Origin of the sequence: Gluconacetobacter brunescens, from assembly GCF_048695475.1 — a bacterium.
GTDB lineage: Bacteria > Pseudomonadota > Alphaproteobacteria > Acetobacterales > Acetobacteraceae > Gluconacetobacter.
On record NZ_JBLHEN010000001.1, the window covers coordinates 98962 to 122676 of the forward strand.

The 23715-nt window shown below is 62.9% G+C and carries 21 protein-coding genes; 10 read left to right on the plus strand and 11 right to left on the minus strand.

Annotated features, from left to right (window positions below; all coding sequences use genetic code 11):
* Positions 1-4: 4 nt before the first annotated feature.
* Positions 5-955, minus strand: coding sequence for a ribokinase (locus ACMAUO_RS00430; protein ID WP_420355040.1), 951 nt, complete (start codon positions 953-955; stop codon positions 5-7).
* A gap of 140 nt (positions 956-1095) precedes the next feature.
* On the opposite strand from ACMAUO_RS00430, the gene ACMAUO_RS00435 reads away from it, so the two are divergent.
* From ACMAUO_RS00435 to ACMAUO_RS00450, 4 genes are all read left to right on the plus strand, one after another.
* Positions 1096-1581 (plus strand): Ros/MucR family transcriptional regulator, encoded by a 486-nt coding sequence (locus ACMAUO_RS00435; RefSeq protein WP_420355041.1) that lies wholly within the window; start codon positions 1096-1098, stop codon positions 1579-1581.
* Between the two features lie 36 nt (positions 1582-1617).
* Entirely contained in the window at positions 1618-2556 is a 939-nt protein-coding gene (gene sppA, locus ACMAUO_RS00440) for a signal peptide peptidase SppA (protein ID WP_420355042.1), read from the plus strand.
* Between the two features lie 20 nt (positions 2557-2576).
* Positions 2577-2876, plus strand: a complete 300-nt coding sequence (gene ihfB / locus ACMAUO_RS00445; protein ID WP_420355043.1) for an integration host factor subunit beta — start codon at positions 2577-2579, stop codon at positions 2874-2876.
* A 126-nt stretch (positions 2877-3002) separates the two neighbouring features.
* A complete protein-coding gene (locus ACMAUO_RS00450; RefSeq protein WP_420355044.1) occupies positions 3003-3272 on the plus strand; it encodes a hypothetical protein in 270 nt (89 codons plus the stop codon).
* A 126-nt stretch (positions 3273-3398) separates the two neighbouring features.
* On the opposite strand, the gene ACMAUO_RS00455 is transcribed toward ACMAUO_RS00450, so the two are convergent.
* The 3 genes from ACMAUO_RS00455 to trxB form a co-directional block, all read right to left on the minus strand.
* Positions 3399-3614: a hypothetical protein gene (locus ACMAUO_RS00455; RefSeq protein ID WP_420355045.1), complete on the minus strand. Its 216-nt coding sequence runs from the start codon at positions 3612-3614 to the stop codon at positions 3399-3401.
* Between the two features lie 36 nt (positions 3615-3650).
* Positions 3651-4538, minus strand: coding sequence for a LysR family transcriptional regulator (locus ACMAUO_RS00460; protein ID WP_420355046.1), 888 nt, complete (start codon positions 4536-4538; stop codon positions 3651-3653).
* Between the two features lie 91 nt (positions 4539-4629).
* On the minus strand, positions 4630-5589 hold the full coding sequence (trxB, locus tag ACMAUO_RS00465) for a thioredoxin-disulfide reductase (RefSeq protein ID WP_420357154.1): 960 nt from the start codon (positions 5587-5589) through the stop codon (positions 4630-4632).
* 162 nt (positions 5590-5751) lie between these two features.
* On the opposite strand from trxB, the gene ACMAUO_RS00470 reads away from it, so the two are divergent.
* From ACMAUO_RS00470 to ACMAUO_RS00480, 3 genes are all read left to right on the plus strand, one after another.
* Positions 5752-6246, plus strand: coding sequence for an Lrp/AsnC family transcriptional regulator (locus ACMAUO_RS00470; RefSeq protein ID WP_114727977.1), 495 nt, complete (start codon positions 5752-5754; stop codon positions 6244-6246).
* Positions 6247-6314: 68 nt separating this feature from the next.
* Entirely contained in the window at positions 6315-7406 is a 1092-nt protein-coding gene (locus ACMAUO_RS00475) for a glycosyltransferase (protein ID WP_420357155.1), read from the plus strand.
* Positions 7403-8863 carry an ArnT family glycosyltransferase gene (locus ACMAUO_RS00480; protein WP_420355047.1) on the plus strand — a complete coding sequence of 487 codons (1461 nt, stop codon included), beginning with the start codon at positions 7403-7405 and terminating at the stop codon, positions 8861-8863. The genes ACMAUO_RS00475 and ACMAUO_RS00480 overlap by 4 nt, the downstream gene beginning before the upstream one ends.
* A 7-nt stretch (positions 8864-8870) precedes the next feature.
* Here the strand turns inward: ACMAUO_RS00480 and ACMAUO_RS00485 are convergent, their stop codons facing one another.
* The 4 genes from ACMAUO_RS00485 to ACMAUO_RS00500 all read right to left on the minus strand — a co-directional run bounded on the left by ACMAUO_RS00485 (position 8871) and on the right by ACMAUO_RS00500 (position 12352).
* A complete protein-coding gene (locus tag ACMAUO_RS00485; protein WP_420355048.1) occupies positions 8871-9227 on the minus strand; it encodes a response regulator in 357 nt (118 codons plus the stop codon).
* Positions 9224-9721, minus strand: coding sequence for an NUDIX hydrolase (locus ACMAUO_RS00490; RefSeq protein WP_420355049.1), 498 nt, complete (start codon positions 9719-9721; stop codon positions 9224-9226). The genes ACMAUO_RS00485 and ACMAUO_RS00490 overlap by 4 nt, the downstream gene beginning before the upstream one ends.
* Positions 9722-9775: 54 nt before the next feature.
* On the minus strand, positions 9776-11740 hold the full coding sequence (locus ACMAUO_RS00495; RefSeq protein ID WP_420355050.1) for a CocE/NonD family hydrolase: 1965 nt from the start codon (positions 11738-11740) through the stop codon (positions 9776-9778).
* Positions 11741-11866: 126 nt separating this feature from the next.
* Entirely contained in the window at positions 11867-12352 is a 486-nt protein-coding gene (locus ACMAUO_RS00500; RefSeq protein ID WP_420355051.1) for a hypothetical protein, read from the minus strand.
* 186 nt (positions 12353-12538) lie between these two features.
* Between ACMAUO_RS00500 and guaA the strand changes: the two genes are divergently transcribed.
* The 3 genes from guaA to ACMAUO_RS00515 all read left to right on the plus strand — a co-directional run bounded on the left by guaA (position 12539) and on the right by ACMAUO_RS00515 (position 19487).
* Positions 12539-14158: a glutamine-hydrolyzing GMP synthase gene (guaA, locus tag ACMAUO_RS00505; RefSeq protein WP_420355052.1), complete on the plus strand. Its 1620-nt coding sequence runs from the start codon at positions 12539-12541 to the stop codon at positions 14156-14158.
* A gap of 279 nt (positions 14159-14437) precedes the next feature.
* The gene (locus tag ACMAUO_RS00510) at positions 14438-16414 is read left to right on the plus strand and encodes a site-specific DNA-methyltransferase (RefSeq protein WP_420355053.1); all 1977 of its coding nucleotides are present in this window, start codon (positions 14438-14440) and stop codon (positions 16412-16414) included.
* A gap of 10 nt (positions 16415-16424) precedes the next feature.
* The gene (locus ACMAUO_RS00515; RefSeq protein ID WP_420355054.1) at positions 16425-19487 is read left to right on the plus strand and encodes a type III restriction-modification system endonuclease; all 3063 of its coding nucleotides are present in this window, start codon (positions 16425-16427) and stop codon (positions 19485-19487) included.
* A gap of 285 nt (positions 19488-19772) precedes the next feature.
* On the opposite strand, the gene ACMAUO_RS00520 is transcribed toward ACMAUO_RS00515, so the two are convergent.
* The 3 genes from ACMAUO_RS00520 to ACMAUO_RS00530 all read right to left on the minus strand — a co-directional run bounded on the left by ACMAUO_RS00520 (position 19773) and on the right by ACMAUO_RS00530 (position 23567).
* Entirely contained in the window at positions 19773-21131 is a 1359-nt protein-coding gene (locus ACMAUO_RS00520; protein ID WP_420355055.1) for a c-type cytochrome, read from the minus strand.
* Entirely contained in the window at positions 21124-22761 is a 1638-nt protein-coding gene (locus ACMAUO_RS00525; protein ID WP_420355056.1) for a GMC family oxidoreductase, read from the minus strand. Before ACMAUO_RS00525 ends, ACMAUO_RS00520 begins: the two co-directional genes overlap by 8 nt.
* Positions 22762-22949: 188 nt before the next feature.
* Positions 22950-23567, minus strand: a complete 618-nt coding sequence (locus tag ACMAUO_RS00530; protein ID WP_420355057.1) for a sorbitol dehydrogenase family protein — start codon at positions 23565-23567, stop codon at positions 22950-22952.
* Positions 23568-23715 lie beyond the last annotated feature (148 nt).

Here is a 23715-nt window from a genome sequence, read left to right on the forward strand (position 1 = left end):
CGGCCTACGCCGGCTGCGTGGCCAGCAAGTGCTCGACCTCCGGCCGGGTCGGCGCGGCGTCCGAGGCGCCCCGGCGTGTGGTGGCCAGGGCACCGCAGGCCGCCGCGTAGCGTGTGGCGCCCGCCAGATCCATGCCCGATGACAGCGCGACCGCCAGGCCGCCATTGAAGCAGTCGCCGGCCGCCGTACTGTCCACGGCATCGACAGTAAAGGGCGGCACGAATCCATCTCCATATTTGTCCGAATACAGCACACCCCGCGCGCCCAACTTCACGATGGCCCGCCGCAATCCCAGACGGTGCAGTTTTTCGGCCGCCCGGCGCGCGCTTTCCGGGTCGTGCGGGCGCAGGCCGGTCAGGCGTTCCGTTTCGGTCTCGTTCGGGGTCATCAGTTCGGCGAGAGGGAACAGGTCGGGGGGCAGCCCATCCTGGGGCACTGGCGCCGGGTCGAGAATCAGCCGCGCGCCGGCCTGCATGACGGCCCGGGCGGCGGCGCGCAGTGCGTCCAGGGGAATTTCGCATTGCATCAGCACGATCGTGCCCGGCGTCAGAAGAGGCGTCAGTCGGGCGACGTCGGTGCCGTCGATCGCCATGTTGGCGCCGCCCACGACGACGATCGTGTTCTCGCCGCCGGAGTCGGTACAGATCATCGCAAGTCCCGTCAGGTCGCCGGCCGAGCGGTATAGATGCCCGGTTCCGACACCGTGCCGCCGGAGCGAATCGGTCGCGAAATCAGCCAGCGAATCGTTTCCCGTCCGGCCCACAAGCCGCACGTCCGCGCCCAGCCGGGCCGCCGCGACCGCCTGATTGGCGCCTTTGCCGCCAAGACCGAGCCCTGCATCGCATGCATGCAAGGTTTCGCCTGGAACGGGAAAGTGCTTCACGCGCGCGCTGACGTCGATATTGACGCTGCCGAACGCGATGATTGACGGTTTATTACTTCTTGTAACGCTCATCGCCCGTCGTTCCCGTTAAAAATAAAAAATGTTCCGTAAGGATTATTTGTGTTCGCTGTCATTTCAAGATACTTATGATAAAGAAGCGACGCGAATCGATGATGTCGTAAGAAGTCATAATAACAGAATGGAATTTCGGTATGTCGGAAATCGAGCAGGGTGCCTCTTTGTTGGAACTCACGGCGCAGATCGTGTCGGCGCATGTTTCGAACAACAGCGTGGTCGCCGATGGCGTGCCTGATTTGATCCGCCAGGTCTACCAGGCGCTGACCTCCCTCGGCCAGGCCGCGCCGGAGCCTGAGAAGCTGCAGCCCGCAGTGCCGATCAAGCGGTCGGTCTTCCCGGATTACATCGTCTGTCTCGAAGACGGAAAGAAGCTGAAGATGCTCAAGCGGCATCTGCAGAGCGCCTATGGCATGACGCCGGACCAGTATCGCGAGCGTTGGGGCCTGCCCACGGATTACCCGATGGTCGCCCCCAACTACGCCGAACGCCGCTCCACCCTGGCGCGGGAAATCGGGCTGGGCCGCAAGATCACCGCGACGGTCGAAGAAGCGCCGGCCGATAACGGCGCGGCCGCCAAGCCGGCCCGTCGCGGGCGCAAGCCGGCCGCGCCGCAGGAGTAATGGTGCGTCCGGAGTCGCGGATCGCCCGGCGGTCCCATGGCTGATCCCGATCTGGTGGTCGACCGGCTGCGCCTGCGCCGCCGGTTGATCTTCTGGCGGGTGGGGGCGGTGGCCGCTTTCGTTCTGGCCTGGCTGGGACTGGGCGGCCACGCGCTGTTCCATCATGGCGCCATGATCGGACGCGACCATCTGGCCCGCGTCCGGGTCAGCGGGATCATCGGGTCGGACAACCGCAAGCTGATCGACCTGATCGACCGTGCCGCGAAGACTGACGCCGTGCGGGGGCTGGTGCTGTCGGTCGACAGTCCGGGCGGTTCGGTCAGCGGTGGCGAGGCCCTGCATGACGCGGTGGCCCGCTTCGCCGCGCGCAAGCCGGTCGTGGTGACGATGGGCGGGGTCGCGGCTTCGGCTGGCTACATGATTTCAGTGCCGGCGCAGCGCATCTTCGCCGGCCAGTCGACCCTGACCGGGTCGATCGGCGTGATCATGCAGGCACCGGATGTCTCCGGCCTGCTGGATCGCGTGGGCGTACGGGTGGATGAACTGGTGTCCGGCCCGCTGAAAGGGCAGCCGTCGGCCGTCCAGCCGCTGTCGCCTGAAGGGCGACAGATGCTCCAGGGCGTGGTGGCCGACCTGTTCGACCAGTTCGTCACGATGGTGGCGGACGGGCGGCACATGCCGGCCGACAAGGTGCGCCCGCTGGCCGATGGCCGCCCCTATACCGGCCGGCAGGCCCTGCCTCTGGGGCTGATCGACCAGATCGGCACCGAGCGCGATGCCGTGGCCTGGCTGGCCCGCAGACTGCACCTGCCCGAGACGGTTCCTGTTGTCGATCTGAAGGCGCCGGCCGATGGGAAATGGATCCCGCGACTGACTCGCAGCATGCTCAGCGTCATTCTTGGTGAGGAATGGGCAGGATCTGTGGTATCGCAAGGTGTTGCGCTCGACGGAGCGGTCGCGCTCTGGAAACCTTGAATCGAAACGGGACAAGACGGATGACCAAATCGGAGCTGATTGCCGAACTGGCTGCGGCGAATCCGCACCTTCTCGGCCGCGATGTTGAACTGATCGTGCAGACCATTTTCAGCGAGATCAGCGCGGCGCTGGCACGGGGAGACCGGGTGGAGCTGCGCGGATTCGGCGCGTTCACGGTCAAGAAGCGCGATGCCCGCACCGGCCGCAATCCCCGCACCGGCGAAATGGTGGCCGTGGACGAAAAGGTCGTCCCGTTCTTCAAGGCCGGCAAGGAACTGCGCGAGCGGGTCAATGGCGGCGTCGATTCCGGGGACGACTGAGCGCTCACGCGGGACTGCGGCGGGACGCGCTTTTGCGTGTCCGGCGAAATGTTCTTGATACGTTCCGGGCTTGGCTGCTATCAATTCTTCTCCATGAGCGGCGCCGGACGGCGGGGGTGCGTAAGCGTGCGGGACGTAATCTCTGGTCTTCTTGTGGTATGTGTTTCGGCGTCCTGCGTTGCCGTGCCGGCCTTGGCCGGCACCCGCACGCATCATCATCGCAGCGGCCTGGCGGCGCATCTCTGCGCCTCGCATGACGCGGTGATCGGGACGCACGGCCACAGGCTGCGGGCCATCGGCCAGCGGCATTATTTCGCCCCGATCGGGCAGGCCATGTATTATCGCGACAAATCGCATCGCTGCCGGCTCGGGCGCACGGCCCACCGCCATAGCTGAAAGCCAGGGCAGGGAATGGCAGCGCGCCGTTCCCTGCGTGTTGTCGCTATGCGATATTCAGCCATTGTCGCCGGAAACGCGGGAATAGCCGTCAGGCCACCGCTCCCGGCGAGGTGAACCAGCCTCTTACAGGGGTCGGTGGGCGCGGTCGATGAGGCGGCGCCAGACCGAGCGCGCCTGGGCCAGCACGGGGTTGGGCTGCGCCTGGGGGGCAGAGGCGGCCTTGCGGGTATCTTCCTTGCGGGCCAGCCAGTTATCCAGGCTCACGCCGGCCTTCGCGGCCCGGCGGGCTTCATAGGCCTGTTTCCCCGGGGCGCTTCCCTGCTTGTCGCGGCTGCTCATCGGTCCTGCGGTCCCTTGCGGACGCTGCCGGCCCGCTTAGTGGTGGCGGCCATTGATTTCCGACAGCAGGAAGTCGCGGAACACGGCGACCCGCTTCGAGGTGCGCAGTTCTTCCGGATAGACGAAATAGGCATCGACGGTCGGCAGCGGCACTTCGGGCAAGATCTTGACCAGATTCGAATGCGGTCCGGTCGCGTAAAGCGGTACCGAGCCGATTCCGACTCCGGCCGAAATGGCCGATGCCATCGCCGGCAGGCTGTTGACCTCAAGCCGCGCGCCCCGCTTCTCGTCGGACGGCACGCCGGCTTCCGCCAGCCAGTTGATGTGCGGGACGGGCGGATGATAGCCGCCGAACAGCACCAGCTTGTGGGCCGACAGTTCGTCGAGGGTCTGGGGGGTGCCGTATTCCTCCAGATAGCTGGGGGCGGCATAGATCGGCAGCGGAAAATCCGCGAGGTGGCGCTGGATCAGGTCGGGCTGGCGCGGCGGATGCATCCGCACGGCGACATCGGCCTCGCGCATGCCCAGGTCCAGGTCGTTATCTTCCAGGATCAGGGTGATCGTGATGTCGGGATTGGTTTCCATGAACCGGTGCAGGCGCGGCGTCAGCCAACAGGTGCCGAAGCCCGTCGTCGTGGTCACGCGCAGGCGGCCGGCGGCCTTTTCCTTGCTTTCGGTCAGCAGGGACTGCGTCATCGCCAGTTTCGAGAACACTTCCCGCACCGTCTGGTTCAGGGTCTCGCCCTGCTCGGTCAGGATCAGGCCACGGGCATGGCGATGGAACAGCGGAACCTGAAGGGCTTCCTCCAGTGCCGAAATCTGTCGCGAAACCGCGGACTGGCTAAGATTGAGCACGTCGCCCGCATGCGTGAACGAACCGGCCTCGGCCACCGCATGAAAAATACGGAGTTTGTCCCAGTCCAATGCTACGCTCCGATCCTGACAGGAGGGATAGTGAAACCAAAGTTACTTTTGGTGACCGAAACCGGCCGTTCGGTCAAGGATTTGATGGAGGTCAGCCCGGGATTCCGGCCAGGAAACGTTCCGCTTCCAGCGCCGCCATGCAGCCTGTTCCCGCAGCCGTGATCGCCTGGCGGTAGATCTTGTCCTGCACGTCGCCGGCCGCGAACACGCCGGGCACCGAAGTACGGGTCCCGCCAGGCTTCGTCACGATATATCCCTCGTCGTCGGTTTCGACCTGGCCACGGAAGATTTCCGTATGCGGCGCATGGCCGATGGCGACGAAAACGCCGTCGACCGACAGCTCTTCCCGGGCGCCGGTTTCGGTGTCACGCAGGGTGATGCCGGTCACCACCGGCGGCTCGCCGTCCGCGATGATCTCTTCGGCCACCCGGTTCCACTTCATCGTGATCTTGGGGTGCGCGAACAGCCGGTCCTGCAGGATCTTCTCGGCACGCAGGCTGTCGCGCCGGTGGATCAGATAAACATGCTCGGCATGATGCGTCAGGTACAGCGCTTCCTCGACCGCGGTATTGCCGCCGCCGATGACGGCCACCGTGCGGCCGCGATAGAAAAACCCGTCGCAGGTGGCGCAGGCCGAGACTCCGGCGCCCTGATATTCGGATTCGCCGGGAATCCCCAGCCATTTCGCCTGCGCGCCGGTCGCGATCACCACCGAGCGGGCAAGATAGACATCGCCCGAATCGCCGACGAGGCGAAAGGGCTCGTCCGCCTCGCGCTTGCCCAGCGCACATTCCGTGATGATGTCGTGGATGATGCGCGTGCCGACATGGGCGGCCTGGGCGGCCATCTGCTCCATCAGCTCGGGGCCCTGGATGCCCCGGGCGAAGCCCGGATAGTTCTCCACGTCCGTCGTGATCATCAACTGGCCGCCGGGCTGGAGGCCGGCAACCAGAATCGGCTTCAGGTTGGCGCGGGCGGCGTAGATGGCGGCGGTGTAGCCGGCGGGGCCGGCGCCGATCACGAGCAGGTCGGTCGAATGGGTATGGGTCATGGACTCGGCACAGGTCTGTTCAAGCTGCATGGGATATGGCCGCGCGGCGCGCCAGGCACAAGCCATTGCGGGATCCGATGTCGGGATCGGGATACTCTTTTCGGCGCGGGGCGCATACCGTATCCTGTGGTTTGATATTCAGGGACGGACAAAACTGACGTGATGGATCTGGATGCGATTGACCGTCGGATCGTAGCGGAACTCCAGGCGGATGGCCGCATGACCAACGTGGAACTCGCGCGTCGGGTTGGCATTTCCGCCCCACCGTGCCTGCGGCGCGTACGCCGGCTGGAAGAGGAAGGGCTGATTCGCGGCTACCATGCCGACACCGACGCCGCACTTCTGGGGTGGACGATCACCCTGTTCGCCCTGATCGGGCTGGACAGCCAGAAGGAAACGGTCCTGACCGCCTTCGAGGCCCAGGTCGCCGGCTGGCCGGAGGTGCGGGAGTGCCACATGATCCGGGGCGGCGGCGATTTCCTGGTCCGGCTGGTGGCGCGCGACGCGGCGCATGAAAACCAGTTGACGCGCCGCCTGACCGAGAGCCCGCATGTCAGCCGGGTCCAGACCTTGCAGACCATCCGCACCTCCCTCAGCCGCGCCGGCGTGCCGGTGCAGCCGCTGGCCCAGCCCTTCGGCGATACAGACGGCGCATGATTCCCGTCCGGGGCCCGGTCGGCCCCGCATCGGGGGATGGCGCTGACGACGCGGCGATCGCCGGCCCGATGCGTCCGGCGGCGGAGGTCAGCATCGTCGTGCCCTGCTATAACGAGCGGGCCAATGTGCGCCCGCTGGTCGCGGCACTCTCCCATGCTCTGACGGGGCGGGAATGGGAGGTGATCTTCGTCGATGACAGTTCGCCCGACGGCACGATCGACGAGGTCCGGGCCCTGGCGGAGCGTGACGGCCGCGTGCGCGGATTGCTGCGCGTGGGGCGGCGCGGCCTGTCCTCGGCGGTGATCGAAGGCGTGCTGTCGTCTTCCGCGCGGATCGTCGCCGTCATGGATGGCGACATGCAGCATGACGAATCGTGCCTGGGCCGCATGATCGACGCCGTGGCGTGCGACGGCTACGACATCGCGGTGGGCAGCCGCCATGTGGCCGGCGGCGACAATGCCGGCCTGGCCAATGGCTGGCGGACATTCCTCTCCGACTCCGGCATCCGCCTGGTGCAGATGACCCTGCCGGTCAGGCTGGGCGATCCGATGAGCGGTTTCTTCGCCATGCGCCGCGACCTGTTCGCGCGCACGGTGCCGCGCCTTTCCGGCACCGGCTTCAAGATCCTGCTGGATGTGTTCCTCTCCGCACCCCGGCGGCCCCGGGTGCTGGAGGTGCCGTTCGTCTTCCGCCCCCGCGCGGCGGGCGAGAGCAAGCTGGATATCCTGGTACTGGTGCAGTTCGTGGCGATGCTGGCCGACAAGCTGTGCCGGGGGTTCCTGCCGACCCGGTTCGTCGCGTTCTCGCTGGTGGGGCTGGTCGGTATCCTGGTCAATCTGGCGGTTCTGGAGGTCGGCCGGCGTTTCGGCGCCGATTTCACGACCGGCCAGTGGCTGGGCACGCTGGTGGCCATGGTGACCAATTTCTGGATGAACAACGCCCTGACCTATCGCGACCGGCGACTGCGCGGGGCCCGGATGTGGCTGGGGCTGGGGCTGTTCATGGTCATCTGTTCGGCGGGTGCCATTGCCGATGTCGGCATCGCGCGGGCGATTTTCAGCCGTGACGGCCAATGGGGCCTGGCGGGGGCCGCCGGGGCCGCGATCGCGGTGGTGTGGAATTATGCCGTGTCCTCGACCCTGATCTGGCGCGTGCGATGACCGGCGGCGAACGGGCCGGCCCCGACCTGTCGCGATGGGTCCTGGCCCTTGTCGGGGTGACGGTGGCGCGCATGCTGGTGGCGGCCTGCACGCCGCTCTCGCCGGACGAGGCCTATTATTGGGTCTGGTCGCGCGCGCTGGCTCCAGGCTATCTGGACCACCCTCCGATGGTGGCCCTGTGGATCCGCGCGGGCACCGCCCTGCTGGGCAACGGCGCCCTGGGGGTGCGGCTGCTGGGTCCGCTTTCGGCGGCGGTCGGCACGCTGTTTCTGGCCCTGGCCGCCCGCGACCTGGGATATGGCGACGGGCCGCCGGCCGGCCGGATGGTGCGGGCGGGCGTGCTGCTCAACGCCACGCTGGCGCTGGGCATCGGCGCGGTGATGATGACGCCGGATACGCCGCTGCTGTTCTTCATGACGCTGGCGCTGTGGGCATTGGGCCGGCTGCTGGCCACCGGCCGGGGCGTATGGTGGCAGGTGCTGGGGGCGGCGCTCGGCCTGGCGTGCGACAGCAAATATACCGCCGTGCTGCCGGCCGGCGGCCTGGTTCTGTGGTGTCTGTGCAGCCGCTCCGGCCGGCCGTGGCTGCGCACGCCGTGGCCGTGGTGCGGGGCCGTACTGGCCGCGCTCTTATTCCTGCCCGTCATCGGCTGGAACGAGGCGCACCATTGGGCCAGTTTCGTGCGCCAGGGCGGCCGGGCAGGGGACTGGCGGCCGGCGCGCGCCGTGCAGTTCCTCTCGGAACTGGCGGGCGGGCAGCTTGGCCTGATGACGCCGCTGGTCGCGCTGGCGTTCGGTGGCGGCCTGTGGCGGGCGTGGCGCCGGGCCGGCCGCGATCCGGGTGCGACGGTGCTGCTATGGTGGATCGTGCCGGCCGGCCTCGTGTTCGCGCAGCACGCGCTGGGCGACCGCGTGCAGGCCAACTGGCCGGTGCTGCTCTATCCCGCCATGGCCATTCTGGCCGCGTCACCCGTCTGGCGCTTCTGGCGCGCGGGCGCGGCCCTGGGGTTCGCGCTCACGCTGCTGGTCTATGTCCAGTCCACGCTCGCGCCGGTTTCGCTCTCGCCGCATCTCGACATCACTTTGCGGCAGATGGCCGGCTGGCAGGGGCTGGCACGGGCGGTCGACGAATTGGCCGCGCCCGGCACGTTCGTGGCGGCCGACGAATACGGGCTGGCCTCGGAACTGGCCCTGGCCCTCCCGCGCCGGACCGTAATCGGCATCGAGCCGCGCTGGGCCTTGTTCGACCTGCCCCGCCCGGCGGGGGGCAGCGGCGTGTTCCTGTGCAGCATGCGGCGGTTGCGCGATCTCGATCTGTCGCCATTCAGCAGCGCCACGCGGATCGGCACCGTCGAGCGGGCGCGCAAGGGCAATGTGGCGGAACGCTATGCCATCTTCCGCGTCACGCTGGCGTCCGGCTCACTTGCCGGCGCCGCGCGCCTGCCGGCAGGGGAATAGCGCGCCCCTATCCCGCCGCGCCGGCCAGCGTGGCGCGCACCAGATCCATCAATGCGCGGACCCGGAAGGGTTTTTCCAATGTAGGGCCGGGCGCGAAGGCCGCCAGCCGTGCCGGGTCGCCACTGATGGCGATCAGGGGAACGCCCGCCGCCCTCAACCGGGCGACCAGGCGGTCCGGCGGCCCATCGGGTAGCGAAAGATCGAGAATGGCCAGATCGACCGCACCCCGCTCCATCGCGTCCAGGGCCGACTGCACGCCCGCGCAGGCGGTAACGCGCAGGTCGGAGGATTCCAGCGCCGTGCAGATCAGGTCGGCAATGGCGGATTCGTCTTCCACCAGCAGGATATGGCGGCCAGATGTCATGATGCATGGTCCTCTGCGGGGATAAGACGGCGGGGGTCGCCGCCGGGAACGGGCCATGGCGCCACTCCCCGGTCGGAGAGCGCCAGCGTGCCCAGTTCCAGCAGGCCCGGGCTCATGCGTTCGGGTGCGGCGCGGATCTGCTCCAGGGTGAACCAGTCGACGGCAACGGCGTCATCGGCGGCACGGATGTCGGTCTGGCCGGAATCGGCGCAGCGCACGACGGCGATGACATAATGAAAGCGCAGGCCGCCCTCGGGCAGGCGGTCCAGCACGTCGAATGCCGTCAGCACGCCCTGCGCGCGGGTCACGAAGCCGGTTTCCTCACGCAGTTCGCGTTCCGCCGCCTGGAACAGGGTCTCGCCATGCTCGATCCGCCCGCCAGGGAAGCCCCACAGCCCCTGATCCGGCGGGTTGGCGCGCCGGATCAGCAGCAGGCGCGGCCCACGGACAACAACGGACAGAATGGCAGCCGAGACGATGGAAGAAGCGGTCATGCGGCGATCTTAACCGCATGCCCGCCTCCGGCGCCACCATACCGGCCGGGTCAGTCAGGGAACGACCGGCAGCCAGATGGCCGTCGACTGCTCCCCACCCCGATGGATGGTCTGGGTGGCGGCGACATAATCATGCGCCGTGGCACGCAGCACGTTGGGCACGAAGGTCTGCGGGTTGCGGTCATAGAGCGGGAACAGCGAGGACTGGATCTGCACCATGATCCGGTGTCCGGGCTTGAACACGTGGTTGACCGCCGGCAGCGTGAAGCGATAGCGCGCCGTCGCGTTGGGCACCGCGGCCACCGGATGGTCGAACCCTTCGCGGTAGCGGCCACGGAAGATATCCATCGACACCGCCAGTTCGTATCCGCCCATTTCCGGCCGGTCGCCGTCGGTGGCGGGCATCACGTCGATCAGCTTCACCACCCAGTCGGAATCGGTGCCGCTGGTCGCCGCGAACAGGTCGGCCACCGGCACGCCGCTGACACGGACCGACTTGGTCAGGACCGGCGTTTCATAGGTCAGCACGTCCGGGCGGCTCTCGGCGGGCCGCTGGTCCTGCACCAGCCAGGTCTTCCAGCGCGGCCCGTCGCTCGCGAAATTGAACGGGCGCTCCACGAACGGCACCGGATGCGCCGGGTCGGACACGTAGGAATCCTGCCCGGTGGCCGGGTGGTCGAACGACAGGCTGTAGCCGGCCTGAAGATAGAGCGGCTTCAGCTTCTGGTCGCAGCCCTTGTCGTCGCATGCCAGCGGCCAGTGCGGAAAGCGGTCCCAGTGGTTCTCGCCGGAATTGTAGATGATGGCTTCCGGCAGGTGCGCGTCGGGCGATCCGGGGCGCAGATACTGGTTGAAGAAGGGCAGCAGCACCTCGGCGCGGAACTGGTGCGCGGTGTCGCCATTCCAGTGCAGCGGGCCGAGTTCCGAGCCATCGTAATTCACCTGGCTGTGGCGCCACGGGCCCATCACCAGCACGTTGGGCACGTTCGGGCTGGTCGCCTTCAGCGCCTGCCAGGAATGGATGGCACCCCACATATCTTCCTGGTCCCACAACCCCTGTTCCCAGATGGTGGGAACGGTCAGCGGATGGCGGGTGATCAGCTTGTCCAGCGCCTGATCCTGCCAGAAGGAATCATAATCCGGATGGGCCAGCATGCGCTGCCACCACGGAAACTGGTCCAGCCCGGCGGCGGAGGCGAACTGCGCGGCCGAACCCGCGCGCAGGAAGTTGGTGTAGTCGTCGCGATCGACGCGCGGAATGGACGAGCCCGAGCCGCGCACCGTCATCTGGTCGGTGAAATAGTCCAGCCCACCCTGGCGGAAGGCACCGTAATGGTACCAGTCGTCACCCATCCAGCCATCGACCATCGGGCTTTCCGGGGCCGCGACCTTCAGCGCCGGGTGCGGGTTCAGCAGCGCCATGACGACCGTGAAGCCTTCATAGGACGAGCCCAGCATGCCCACGCGCCCGTTGGACTGCGGCAGGTTGTGTACCAGCCAGTCGATCGTGTCCCACGCATCGGTGACTTCGTCGGTGTGGGTGGGGTTCAGCGGGCCGCGCACCGGGCGCGTCATCACATAGTCGCCCTCCGAGCCGTATTTGCCGCGAATATCCTGGAACACGCGGATATAGCCGGACTCGACGAACACATCGTCGCCCTGGGGCAGCAGCGCGCGCATGGTCGGCGCGTCCTCCACCCGGTTGAGCCGCTGCGAGGCATGATAGGGCGTGCGCGTCAGCAGGATCGGCGCCTCATGGGCATCACGCGGAATCACGATCACCGTATGCAGCTTCACCCCGTCGCGCATCGGGATCATGACCTCGCGCTTGACGTAGTCGCGCGCGGCGGTGGGGAAGGTGACATGGGCGGGAATGTCGCTGCCCGTCTGCACCGTCAGGGACGATGCGGCGGCGGGAGCAGCCGGCGGAGGCGGAGCGGCATGGCCCAGGCTGCTGGTCAGGCACAGGGCGGCCGCCAGGCCGATCACGCCGCCCAGGCGATGGAAAGGAAGGGTCAAGCCAGGCGCTCCTGCTCTGTCCGCCGTTGCGGAGATGTCACGTTTTTTGCGTGCTGGCACCATGTCGCAACCGAATGGATCAGGCAACCGGCCTTCATCGCGGCGCATGCGTCTGGCGAGGCGGTTTCAGTGGCCCATGAAATGCTCCATGGCGCGCGATTGCGGGCGGGTGAGCACGACATGGGCCCGGCAGCGCGGCGTGCCGTAGGTGCCCTGGATGGCGGCACCGTCGGGCGTGCCTTCGAACACCATGGGAAAGGGCTTGCGGTTCATGTCGCTCAGCACGAGTTGGGCGTGCAACGGACCCGACGCCCCATCGCGCTGCCCGCGCAGGGTATGAACGCCGTCGGCGGGCGTGAAGGCGATGCGCTTGCTTTCGATCTGCAAGGTGGAGGGCGCGCGCGTCTCGGGGCAGATGCCGCGATCGACGACCAGCGTGCCCGTCCAGATGCCCACCGGGTCCTTGGCGGCGTCGATTGCCGGTGCGGCCGCCCCGGCCGGCGACAGGCCCGCCGCCGACAGGGCAATGATGAAGGCACCGGCGATCGCCGCGCGAGCATGGCCGTACGCACGCGAGGGAAGCAGAGGGCGGTCCAGTCGGAAGAGGGGCACGTTCGGGCTCCGTAACACCTTGGGTCTGTCCGCCAATATGGGCGCGGGCGGGCCGGCGGACCATAGGGTGCTGCCCGCTGCGGGCTTGCACTATAGTCTGTGTCGACGCATATCCGGCTCCTGCACGGCCCGCCCGGTCCGCGCAGCGCGCCCTGCGACCGTAACGCCGCGACCGAAAGAGCAACGATGAGCGACGATGTGAAGACCGCCGGTTCCACCCAGACCCTGCCCAAGGAGACGACGCTGGACGCGGCGTTGCATCAGGACCGGATTCTGATCCTGGATTTCGGCAGCCAGGTCACGCAGCTGATCGCCCGCCGCGTGCGCGAGAGCGGCGTTTACTGCGAGATCTGGCCGTTCTCCACCGACGAGGCGAAGATCCGCGCCTTCGCCCCGCGCGGCATCATCCTCTCGGGCGGCCCGGCCAGCGTGCTGGACGACAACGCACCGCGCATCCCCGACGTTGTGTTCGCCCTGAACGTGCCGGTGCTGGGCATCTGCTACGGGCAGCAGGCGATGTGCCTCCAGTTGGGCGGCGCGGTGGAAACCCACGCGCATCGTGAATTCGGCCGGGCGCATGTCGATATCGTCGAGGATTGCGCGCTGTTCCGTGGCACCTGGACGCGCGGCGGGCGCGAGCAGGTCTGGATGAGCCATGGCGACCGCGTGACGAAGCTGCCGCCCGGCTTCCGTGCCGTGGCCGTCAGCGAGGGCGCGCCCTACGCCATCATCGCGGACGAGGGGCGGCGCCTGTATGGCGTGCAGTTCCACCCCGAAGTGGTGCATACGCCGCACGGCGCGGCCCTGCTGCGCAATTTCACCCACGGCGTGGCGGGCTGCCAGGGCACCTGGACCATGGCCGGCTTCCGCGACATGGAAATCGCCCGCATCCGCCAGCAGGTCGGCAAGGGCAGGGTGATCTGCGGCCTGTCGGGCGGCGTCGATTCCTCGGTGGCGGCGGTGCTGATCCACGAGGCGATCGGCGACCAACTCACCTGCATCTTCGTCGACCCCGGCATCCTGCGGGCCGGTGAGGCCGATGAGGTGGTCAAGACCTTCCGTGGCCGCTTCAACATCAAGCTGATCCACCGCGATGCGTCGGACCTCTTCCTGTCGGCCCTGGAAGGCGTGACGGACCCGGAGGTAAAGCGCAAGACCATCGGCCGCCTGTTCGTCGAGGTGTTCGAGGAAGAGGCCGCGAAGCTGGGCGGTGCCGAGTTCCTCGCCCAGGGCACGCTGTATCCGGACGTGATCGAGAGCGTCAGCTTCACCGGCGGCCCGTCGGTCACCATCAAGTCGCACCACAATGTGGGCGGCCTGCCGGACCGCATGAAGATGCAACTGGTCGAGCCGCTGCGCGAACTGTTCAAGGACGAGGTCCGCGAACTGGGCCGCGAACTGGGCATTCCCGAAAATATCGTCGGCCGCCACCCGTTCCCCGGCCCGGGCCTGGCCATCCGCATCCCCGGCGCGATCGACCGCGACAAGCTGGCCCTGCTGCGCCAGGTGGACACGATCTTCCTGGAGGAAATCCGCGGCGCCGGCCTGTATGACGCGATCTGGCAGGCCTTCGCGGTGCTGCTCCCGGTCCGCACCGTCGGCGTGATGGGCGACGGCCGCACCTACGATTACGCCTGCGCCCTGCGCGCGGTCACCAGCACCGACGGCATGACGGCCGATGTCTATCCGTTCGACATCGGCTTCCTGAACCGCGTCGCCAGCCGCATCGTAAACGAAGTGCGTGGCATCAACCGCGTCACCTACGATATCACGTCGAAGCCGCCCGGCACGATCGAGTGGGAATGATCCCGCGTCTGGCATAGGCTGGTATCAACAGACATGAAAGTGCCTAAAAGCCCGCAGAAATGCGGGCTTTTTTATGTTTTGGTCCGGCATTTTCAGGCACCGAACGGTATCGCCAGGCAGCAATTTTTTGTGGCGTAATGTATGGCACTCAATGAGTCTGACGCCATGATTTCTCTTGATACTATGTCGAGCACTTTAAGCGCGTAGCAAAGCAGAAGCTGGAACGACTGACCATAGGCGAAGCCGTCGGCGCCAAGGCGAGGAAATAAGAGGGCACGTATGGAAAAGCTGAAAATGCATAGTCCCGATCTGACCCAAGAGAACATCGCGAAAATCCGTGATCTATTCCCTGGCTGTGTGACTGAGGCACACGACGATGAAACCGGGCAGCTGCGTCTGGCAGTCGACTTCGATCAGCTTCGGCAGGAACTGAGCGCCCAGATCGTCGAGGGACCGGAGGAACGGTTCGTTCTGAATTGGCCGGGAAAGAGAGAGGCATTGCTAAATGCCAACGCGCCGATCGCTAAAACGCTACGACCTTCGTTCGATGAAAGCATCAATTTCGATCAGACCAGAAATCTATTCATCGAGGGAGATAATCTTGAAGCTCTCAAATTGCTCTTGGAGGCGTATCTCGGAGCGATCAGATTAATCTATATTGATCCCCCATATAATACAGGAAATGATTTTATATACGACGATGATTTTGTCGGCGATTTTGACGAATACATGATATCCACTCTTCAAGCAGATGAATACGGCAATCGATTGGTAGCAAACCAGGAATCCAATGGTCGGTTCCATTCGGATTGGCTAAGTATGATGTATTCTCGCTTGAGGCTTGCGCGAAATCTACTGTCAGAGAATGGTGTGATTTTCATTTCTATCTCTGATAATGAGCAATCAAATCTAAAAAAGCTATGCGATGATGTGTTTGGCACTGACAATTTTCTCGGATGCGCATGCCGGGTTTCGAAAAAAGCCAACAATAAGGGGGATTTTTGGGCTCCGAATTTTGACTACATACTGACCTACGCAAAAACAAGAGAAAAATGCCCCGTTTTTTTCGGTGGTATAAACTATGATGCTTATGACCAAGTAGAAACTGAAGGACCTCGCACTGGCGAGAAGTATCAGCTTGTACGTCTCTATATGTCGAGCTTGGACTCCCGTCCCAATCAGAGGTACTTCATTGAGGCACCTGATGGAACGCTACTAATCCCTCCAGGAAATGTTTTTCCTGACGAGCGCGTTGATGGGGCGCAGGTACTTCCAGAGTCAAATGATGACAAAGTGTGGCGATGGAGTAGAGATGCTTATCTCTCGAAACGAAATGAAATAGTTGTCAAGAAGGTACGTTCTTCCAATCTGGTGGGAGCGGATGGAGAATCAGTCAATTGGAACGTATACACTAAAACTTATCTCAATGACGTCATTGCCAATTCGTCTGCAAAGCCTAATAGCCTGATTGAGCAACATATCAATCAAAACAGTTCTCGTGAATTGGCAGATTTGGGCGTCCCTTTCTCTTTTGCAAAGCCGACCTCCCTTATCAAATATCTTTGCGAAATAGCTCAGATAGATAAAGGAGACATTGTTTTAGATTTCTTTGCTGGATCAGGATCAACTGCTCATGGCGTGATGGAGTTCAATAAAGAACATGACAGCGAGGTCCGATTTATCCTTGTCCAGTTGCCGGAGGAATTGGACGAATCCGACAAGAATCAGAAAGCTGGTTATAATTTTTGCGCGAAATTAAAACTGGTGCCAACGATCGCATCGATCGCCAAAGAGCGCATAAAGCGGGCCGGGAGAAAGATAAAGGAGGAAGGTGTCAACGATCGTGTTGATATCGGTTTCCGCGTTCTCAAGGTAGATACATCGAACATGCAGGAGGTGTACTATCGTCCCGATCAGGTCGATCAAAAGGATCTGCTTCAGGCAGTCGATAACATTAAGCCGGATCGAACTCCCGAGGATTTGCTATTCCAGGTGCTGGTCGATTGGGGCGTGGACCTGACGCTTCCGATCCAGCGCGAGGCGGTGCAGGGCAAGAATGTCTTCTTCGTAGATGAAAATGCCCTGATCGCCTGCTTCGATACCGGCGTGACTGAAGGGTTGGTGAAGGAGCTTGCTGGTCGCGAACCGGCGCGCGTTGTTTTCCGTGATAACGGCTTTGTATCGGATGCTGTGAAGATCAACGTCGAGCAGGTGTTTCGCCAGCTTTCCCCTGGCACCGACGTCCGGTCGATCTGAAGGAACTGATATGAAGCTGAAATTCAAGGTCCAGCCCTATCAGACCCAAGCCGTCGATGCGGTGGTGGACTGCTTCACCGGGCAGCCGATGGCAAGTGCTATCACGTATCGGATCGATCCTGGGCAGGTGAGGAAAGGTGAGCACTACCGGCCAGAGGCCGAGTATGATGGCTTCAAAAATGCCGACCTGGTCCTGCCGGACCTTCAGGTGCTGGCCAATATCAGGGATGTCCAACGTCGCCAGAATCTGCCGATGTCGGACAAGCTGGTTTCCAGCGCTGGATGCCGTTTCAATCTCGATATCGAGATGGAAACGGGCACGGGCAAGACCTACTGCTACATCAAGACCATGTTCGAGATAAACAAGCGCTACGGCTGGTCGAAATTCATTATCATAGTGCCGAGCATCGCCATCCGTGAGGGCGTTTACAAATCGCTTCAGATCACCGCCGACCATTTCATCGAGAGCTACGGCAAGAAGGCGCGTTTCTTCATCTACAATTCCAGGCGACTGCACGAACTGGAGAGTTTTTCGTCGGATGCCGGTATCAACGTCATGGTGATCAACATCCAGGCGTTCAACGCTCGGGGCATCGATAACCGGCGTATCCATGACGAACTGGACGATTTCCAGTCGCGCAAGCCCATCGACGTCATTGCCAGCAACCGGCCGATCCTGATCCTCGATGAGCCGCAGAAGATGGAAGGTGCCGCCACGATGGAGGCGCTTCCCAAATTCAAACCTCTGATGATCCTGCGCTACTCGGCGACGCACCGAACCGAACATAATCGCGTCCATCGGCTCGATGCCCTCGATGCCTATAACCAGAAGCTGGTGAAGAAGATCGCCGTGCGTGGCATACAGACGCGCGGCTTCGCTGGCACCAATGTCTATCTCTATCTCGAAGGCATGGACATCTCGAAGCAGGCACCGGTTGCGCGCATCGAAATCGAGGTCAAGTTGAAGTCTGGCGAGATCAAACGTCAGCTCAGACGGCTGGAATTGCGTGACAACCTGTTCGCCGAGTCCGGAGAACTGGACCAGTATCGTAACGGCTTTACGATCGCGCAAATCGATGCCCGCAATGACACAGTGGAGTTTACGAATGGCCTGGTGCTTCATGCCGGCGAGGCAACCGGAGATGTGTCTGAGCGCGACATAAGGCGTATCCAGATCCGTGAGACGATCAGGGCGCATCTCGACAAGGAGCATCAGCTTTTCGCCCAGGGCATCAAAGTGCTCTCACTGTTCTTCATCGATGAGGTGGTGAAGTATCGCGACTACGCGCGGCCCGATGAAAAAGGCGAATATGCCGGCGTGTTTGAGGAAGAGTATGAACTTCTCAAAGCGGAATATTTGGAGAAGCTGGGGATCGATAACGGGCATTACAGGAAGTATTTGGCAGGTATCGATGTAGCCAGAACGCATAAGGGTTATTTCTCGATCGACAAGAAAACCAGGCATCTGAGAGATCCCGTCATCGCAAAAACCGGCGCTGGCAAAGGGCAATCCGACGATGTGGATGCCTATGATCTGATTCTGAAGGACAAGGAACGGCTGTTATCCTTCAACGAACCGACTCGCTTTATCTTCTCGCACTCGGCTCTTCGAGAAGGGTGGGACAATCCCAACGTGTTCGTCATGTGTATGCTCAAGCACAGCGACAACACGATCTCGCGCCGCCAGGAGATTGGCCGTGGACTGCGCCTGTCAGTGGATAAACACGGCGACCGTATGGACAACCCCGCTGTGGTCCACGACATCAATGTGCTGACCGTCGTGGCCAGCGAGAGCTATAAGGCTTTTGTAAGCGATCTCCAGAAAGAGATTGCCGACGCGCTCACATCCCGCCCCCGGAAGGCGACCGAGGCCTATTTCACCGGGAAGACCATCGCAACCGATGCGGGCCTGATCGAGATCACGCCAGCGATGGCAAGGCAGATCTATCGTTATTTGTTGAAGAACGGCTACTCGGACGAAACAGATCAGATAACCCCAGCCTACCACGAGGCCAGAGAGGCCGGGACTCTGCCAGCGTTACCGGACGACCTGAAGCCTTACGCGGATCAGATTTTCCAGATTGTCGACAGCATATTCAGCGATGCCCAGTTGCCGAAGGTGGACGATGGCCGGAAATCCAGGATCAATCCGCTGAACGACAATGTCGACAAGAAGGAATTCCAGGAACTCTGGCGGCGAATTAACCAGAAGGCTGTCTATCGCGTCGAATTCGATTCCAACGAACTGGTCCGCAAATGCGTGAGCGCGCTCGACAGCCAGCTTCGGGTCACGCCGCTTCAATACACCGTGCAGATCGGCCTCCAGGGTGACGAGCTGACCGATGAACAATTGAAGGCCGGCGACGGTTTCGCCCTTTTGGACTCGACAACCGAACGCGGTGGCTCCATCCATTGCCTCGTGAAATACGATCTTCTTGGTAAGGTCGCGGAAAAGACCGAGCTGACGCGTAAGACTGTGGCTGATATTCTCACCAGGATTCAGGCCGGTGTGTTTGGCCAGTTCAAGGAGAACCCCGAGCACTTCATTGCGGAGGCTTCTCGGATCATCGCCGAACAGAAGGCCACGATGATCATCGAACGGCTCGCCTACGACGGTCTGTCCGAGCGGTATGATGTGGATATCTTTACAGCAAACCAGACAGGCCAGGATTTTTCCAAGGCTTCAGCTAGACTTAAACACCACATCTATGACTACGTTGTTGCCGACTCCGGAATCGAACGCGAATTCGTTGAGAAACTGGATACTGCTAGCGAGGTCGTGGTCTACGCCAAGTTGCCGCGTGGTTTCCTGATCCCGACACCTGTAGGCGACTATAACCCTGATTGGGCAATTGCTTTCAAGGAAGGCCGCGTCAAGCACATCTACTTCGTCGCGGAAACCAAAGGCACAATGTCCTCAATGAAGCTCCGCGAGATCGAGAAAACCAAAATAGCTTGTGCGAGGAAGTTTTTCGATGAGATCGAGTGCCATGTCAGTCATGGTCTGGTCAAATACGATGTCGTCACCAGCTATGAGCAACTGATGGATATCGTCGGACGCGCAAAGGTTTGAGGTCAGTCCCGAAAATCAGAGGAGAAGCCGTACGAGTTCGGATGCTCAAGATTGAGTTTTCAGGGGGGCAAGGTCAAATTTCTCCGATATCAAAATAGGGACGGGCGCACCTTCGCGCGGCCATCAGGCCGCAAGACACCGTGCTGCTTCTTGATATTGCGTGGAATGGAGAGGGCATCTCCGGCCTCTCCATTCCACGAGCAAATTCGGCCCCGGTCGTTGCGATCAAAACCCGTATTCCCGCCGGCCCTTGCAAGGCGGGCAGTTTACAGGCCCTGATTCGTTTCAGTGCGCGTCGGACGAAGTCTTGACCGATACATGACTGACCGTCTTTTCAAGATGATCGGTTCGGGCACTTCCCACCTGCTCGGCCGTCACATGGTGGTCTCCGCTTCCGAACGTCGCGGTCACATAATTCACGAGGCGGGCGATTTCCTCATTGCTGAGACGCTGCACGTCCGAATTGCGGCCGAAGCCGGGCATCCCCGCATGACCGTCGGGTGTCGTCCGATTTACCCCATAGACAATGGCCATGATGAGATTGTCGGGGCGCGCGGACCCGACGACAGAGTTGGCATAGAGGGAAGGCGCATACTGGTCAGCCGTTCCCGCGCCGTCCTGCCCGTGGCAGGCGGCGCAATTGCCATCATAGATCCGGGCGCCGCTCATTTCGCCCAGATCGTCGATCCGGGTCAGTTCGCCGGAACGAAGGTCGGAATTGTCGATCGCCTTGCCGAAGCTGTCGCGGGCCTGACGGTCCATATCGTCATCGTAAGACGGCACCTGCCTGATAAAGGCCGCCAGAGCCTGGAGGTCCTCATCCGTCAGGTGGCTGGTGCTATGCTCGACGGCCTCACCCATCGGGCCGGCAGCCTGGCTGCGTCCCTTGGCGTGGCCGGTCTTCAGGTAGGCGACGAGGTCATCCTGGCTCCAGTCGCCGATACCGCCCGTCTTGCTGGGGGTGATATTCGGCGCGTACCAGCCCTCCAAGGGCGCGCCGGCCAGATATCGATCCTGCTTTTCAACCAGCATGAAATTGCGCGGGGTATGGCAGGTTCCGCAATGTGCTAGCGCGGTCGCCAGATAATGTCCGCGCCTCAGCTTGTCGTAGGTCGCGGAATCCCCGGTCTCCTGCTTCTCGCGTCCCGCCAGCGTGTTCCACGCCATCATGGACAGGCGGATATTGCTGGGGAAATTAAGCTGCGTCTCGGGCGGCTTCTCGGCTACGGGGCGCACGCCATGCATGAACCAGGTGTAGAGAGCCTTGACGTCCTGGTCCGTCAGGCCCGCATAGGAGACATAGGGCATCACGGGATAAAGATACGCGCCGTCCTTCCGCACGCCATGGCGTAGCGCCTTTTCGAAGTCGGCTTCCGTGTAGCTGCCGATGCCATGCTCGGCGTCCGGCGTGATGTTGGTGGAAATCACGTCACCCTTCGGTGTCGAGATCTTCAGCCCACCCGCAAACGACTTGCCGCCAGGCCGGGTATGACAGGCAATGCAATCCGCGGCCGTCGCCAGATAGGCGCCCCGGGACATGAGGGCCTGCTCGTCGTCGGCCGCCCGTGCGGCATGGGCGCCGAGACCCGCCAGAACCGCTCCGCCGACCAGAAATGACCCAAGGATTTTTTTGATATCAGGCATGGAGCAATTCTTTTTTCAGCGTATCGGCAACACGAAGCGCGAGGGCGGCCACCGTCAGGGTGATATTGCCCGTTCCGACCGTCGAGAAGACGGAGGAACTCGCAATGAAGAGGTTTTCGTGGTCGTGCGTCCGGCACTGCCCGTCCACGACGGAATCCTTCGGATCCGTTCCCATGATGGTGCTGCCGGAAGGATGATCCTGCGGGAAGTAGCCGGGGGTCCACTCCTCGTCCGTTCCGTGCATCAGGCCGATAAGCTGCTTGAACACGCCCCGCGTGTGCTCACAACTCCGCACCGTGTATTCCGGCAGCTTGTAGTAGACCTCGGGATGCGGAATACCGAGCGCATCCTTTTCCGTCCTGCTGAGCGTCAGCCGGTTGTCGGGGTCGGGAAGTGCCTCGTTGTGGCTGAACAGACGGACGGTGTGGGAGGCCAGATAGCGGATCTGCTCTTCCAGGTCCCGCCCGACATAGCCTTTCGCAATGGCCATCTGCGTGGCGAAATCCACCTGGTTGTCATCCACCATATGCACCAGGTAGGCCCCGCGTTCATTGCGCCAGTCGCCATCGCGGAAATTGTCGATGACGTTGGTTTCCAGCGGGCCGCGACCGGGCCAAAGGGCCTTGTCGCCGCTGATGAACGTGACCTGCACGCCGGTATGGTCCATCATGTTCCGGCCGACATGGCCCGAACTGTTGGCGATGCCATCCGGGCTCTGCTCGTCGGCGGAAACCAGCAGCAGCTTCGCCGTCTCGATGCAGTGTGCGGCGATCACGAAATACTTGCCGGTGACGCGGTGCGAGCCCTTGTCCGGATCGTAGTAATGAACCGCCGTAACCTTCTTGTTCGCCGCATCCCGCTCGATCTTGTACACGACGGCATTGGCAATGAACTGCGCCCCCGCCGCCTCGGCGTGATAGACGGAATAGCTGCCGTTATACATGGCCCCGATCGGGCAGATCGGCATGCAGTTGTTATGGCCTTCGCAGGTCGGGCGCCCGTCATACGGCCGCGTGTTGCGGGCCTGCGGCTCATGGACCACGCGCCAAGGCGTCTGCTCGCCGATAAGCTTGCGGAACTGCTGCGCGGCGTAGGAAATCGGCAGTGCGTCCATCGGGTAGGGCTGGCGCCGTGGTGAGCCGAGATCCTCGATCTTCGGGTCCGGACCACAGACACCCATCATGATCTCGGCCTGATAATAGAACGGCTCCAGCTCGTCATATTTCAGCGCCCAGTCGCGCCCCTGCCCGTAGCGGGACTTAAGTTCGAAATCCGACGGCAGATAACGCCACGCACATCCGGCCCAGTGCCAGGTCGTGCCGCCCATCATGCGCAGATAGACCTGCTGATACGCCTCGGCGTTCGGCCCCGTCGTATGCAGGTACTTGTTCGGCGTGATCTGGTTGGGCGGATGCGGCGCCCACGGCGTAGAGGGGAAGGGGCCCTGATAGGAAGGCTTGTTCTCCAGGTTGCGGAAATTCTCGACGAAATGCTGGCGATCCACGCGGGGGCCGGCTTCGAGAACAATGACGGAAATTCCGGCGCGCACCAGTTCGTTGGCAATGGAGCTGCCCGCGACACCGGACCCGACGATGACGACATCGGCGGAAAGATTCTGGTCTGAAGACATGGATGAGACTTTTCCGGTTTCTTAGAGCCTGACCTGAAATGTGAGCTGGCGAGCGAGAGCGGCCCGGAACGGGCCGCGCCCGGTGTGTGTTTCCGAGCATCGGAGCGGAGCGGCCTTGATGGCCGTGAGCACCGAAGCACAGGAAACACGCGCTGGATCGCCGCCTGCGCGCATTTCAGGTCAGGCTCTCAGGTGGGTTCCACGACGAACGGGGACGGCGACAGCGCGGGCTGTCCGGTCGGGCGTGCCACTTCGGGCGGCTGCGTGGTCCAGTAGAAGGGACCGCCGGCCGCATAGGTCTTGGGATAGATCGCGTCCCTGGTGATGTCGAACATCAGGGCGGAGCGGTACACCACGACCTTGCCGTCCGCGACGCCGCGATACCACGCAACCATGATGTCATGGATGACGTCCTTCAGGCCGGCGTCGGCCTGTTCGGCGGCCTTTGCCAGATCCGAAGCCGTCGTCAGGTGACCGCTCGCCATGATGTCATGAAGCCTGGACAACTGGTCCTTGCGGGCGGGAGCGGAATGGATGATCCCGCCATACAGGGCGGCACCGATCCGCGGATCAAGGTGCGGCCGATCCGTCAGGCAGTGGGAGATGTCCAAGAAGCGTGCGACGTCCGGATCGTCGGTCGCGGCCTGGGCGCGCGATGGCGCACCGGCGACGCCATGGGCGACCATGGCCCCGATGCCGCCCAACAGCACATCCCGACGCAACAGACGCAAGGACAGGCTTGTTCTGATGGCATTGGGCGATGCGTTGGACGAACCGGCAAGCGACCGATATCTATCTTGCGTCACAAATATTCACTCCACAAAGACCTTATGCTGGACCGTGTCGGAATCACGGTCATGTTTTCTCGCCCAGAAATAGTCGCGAAAACATGCGCAGCAGATGACAGAGAAGGCCGTCCTCCCGCCAGCTTGATGCATGACAAGCGGTGCAATC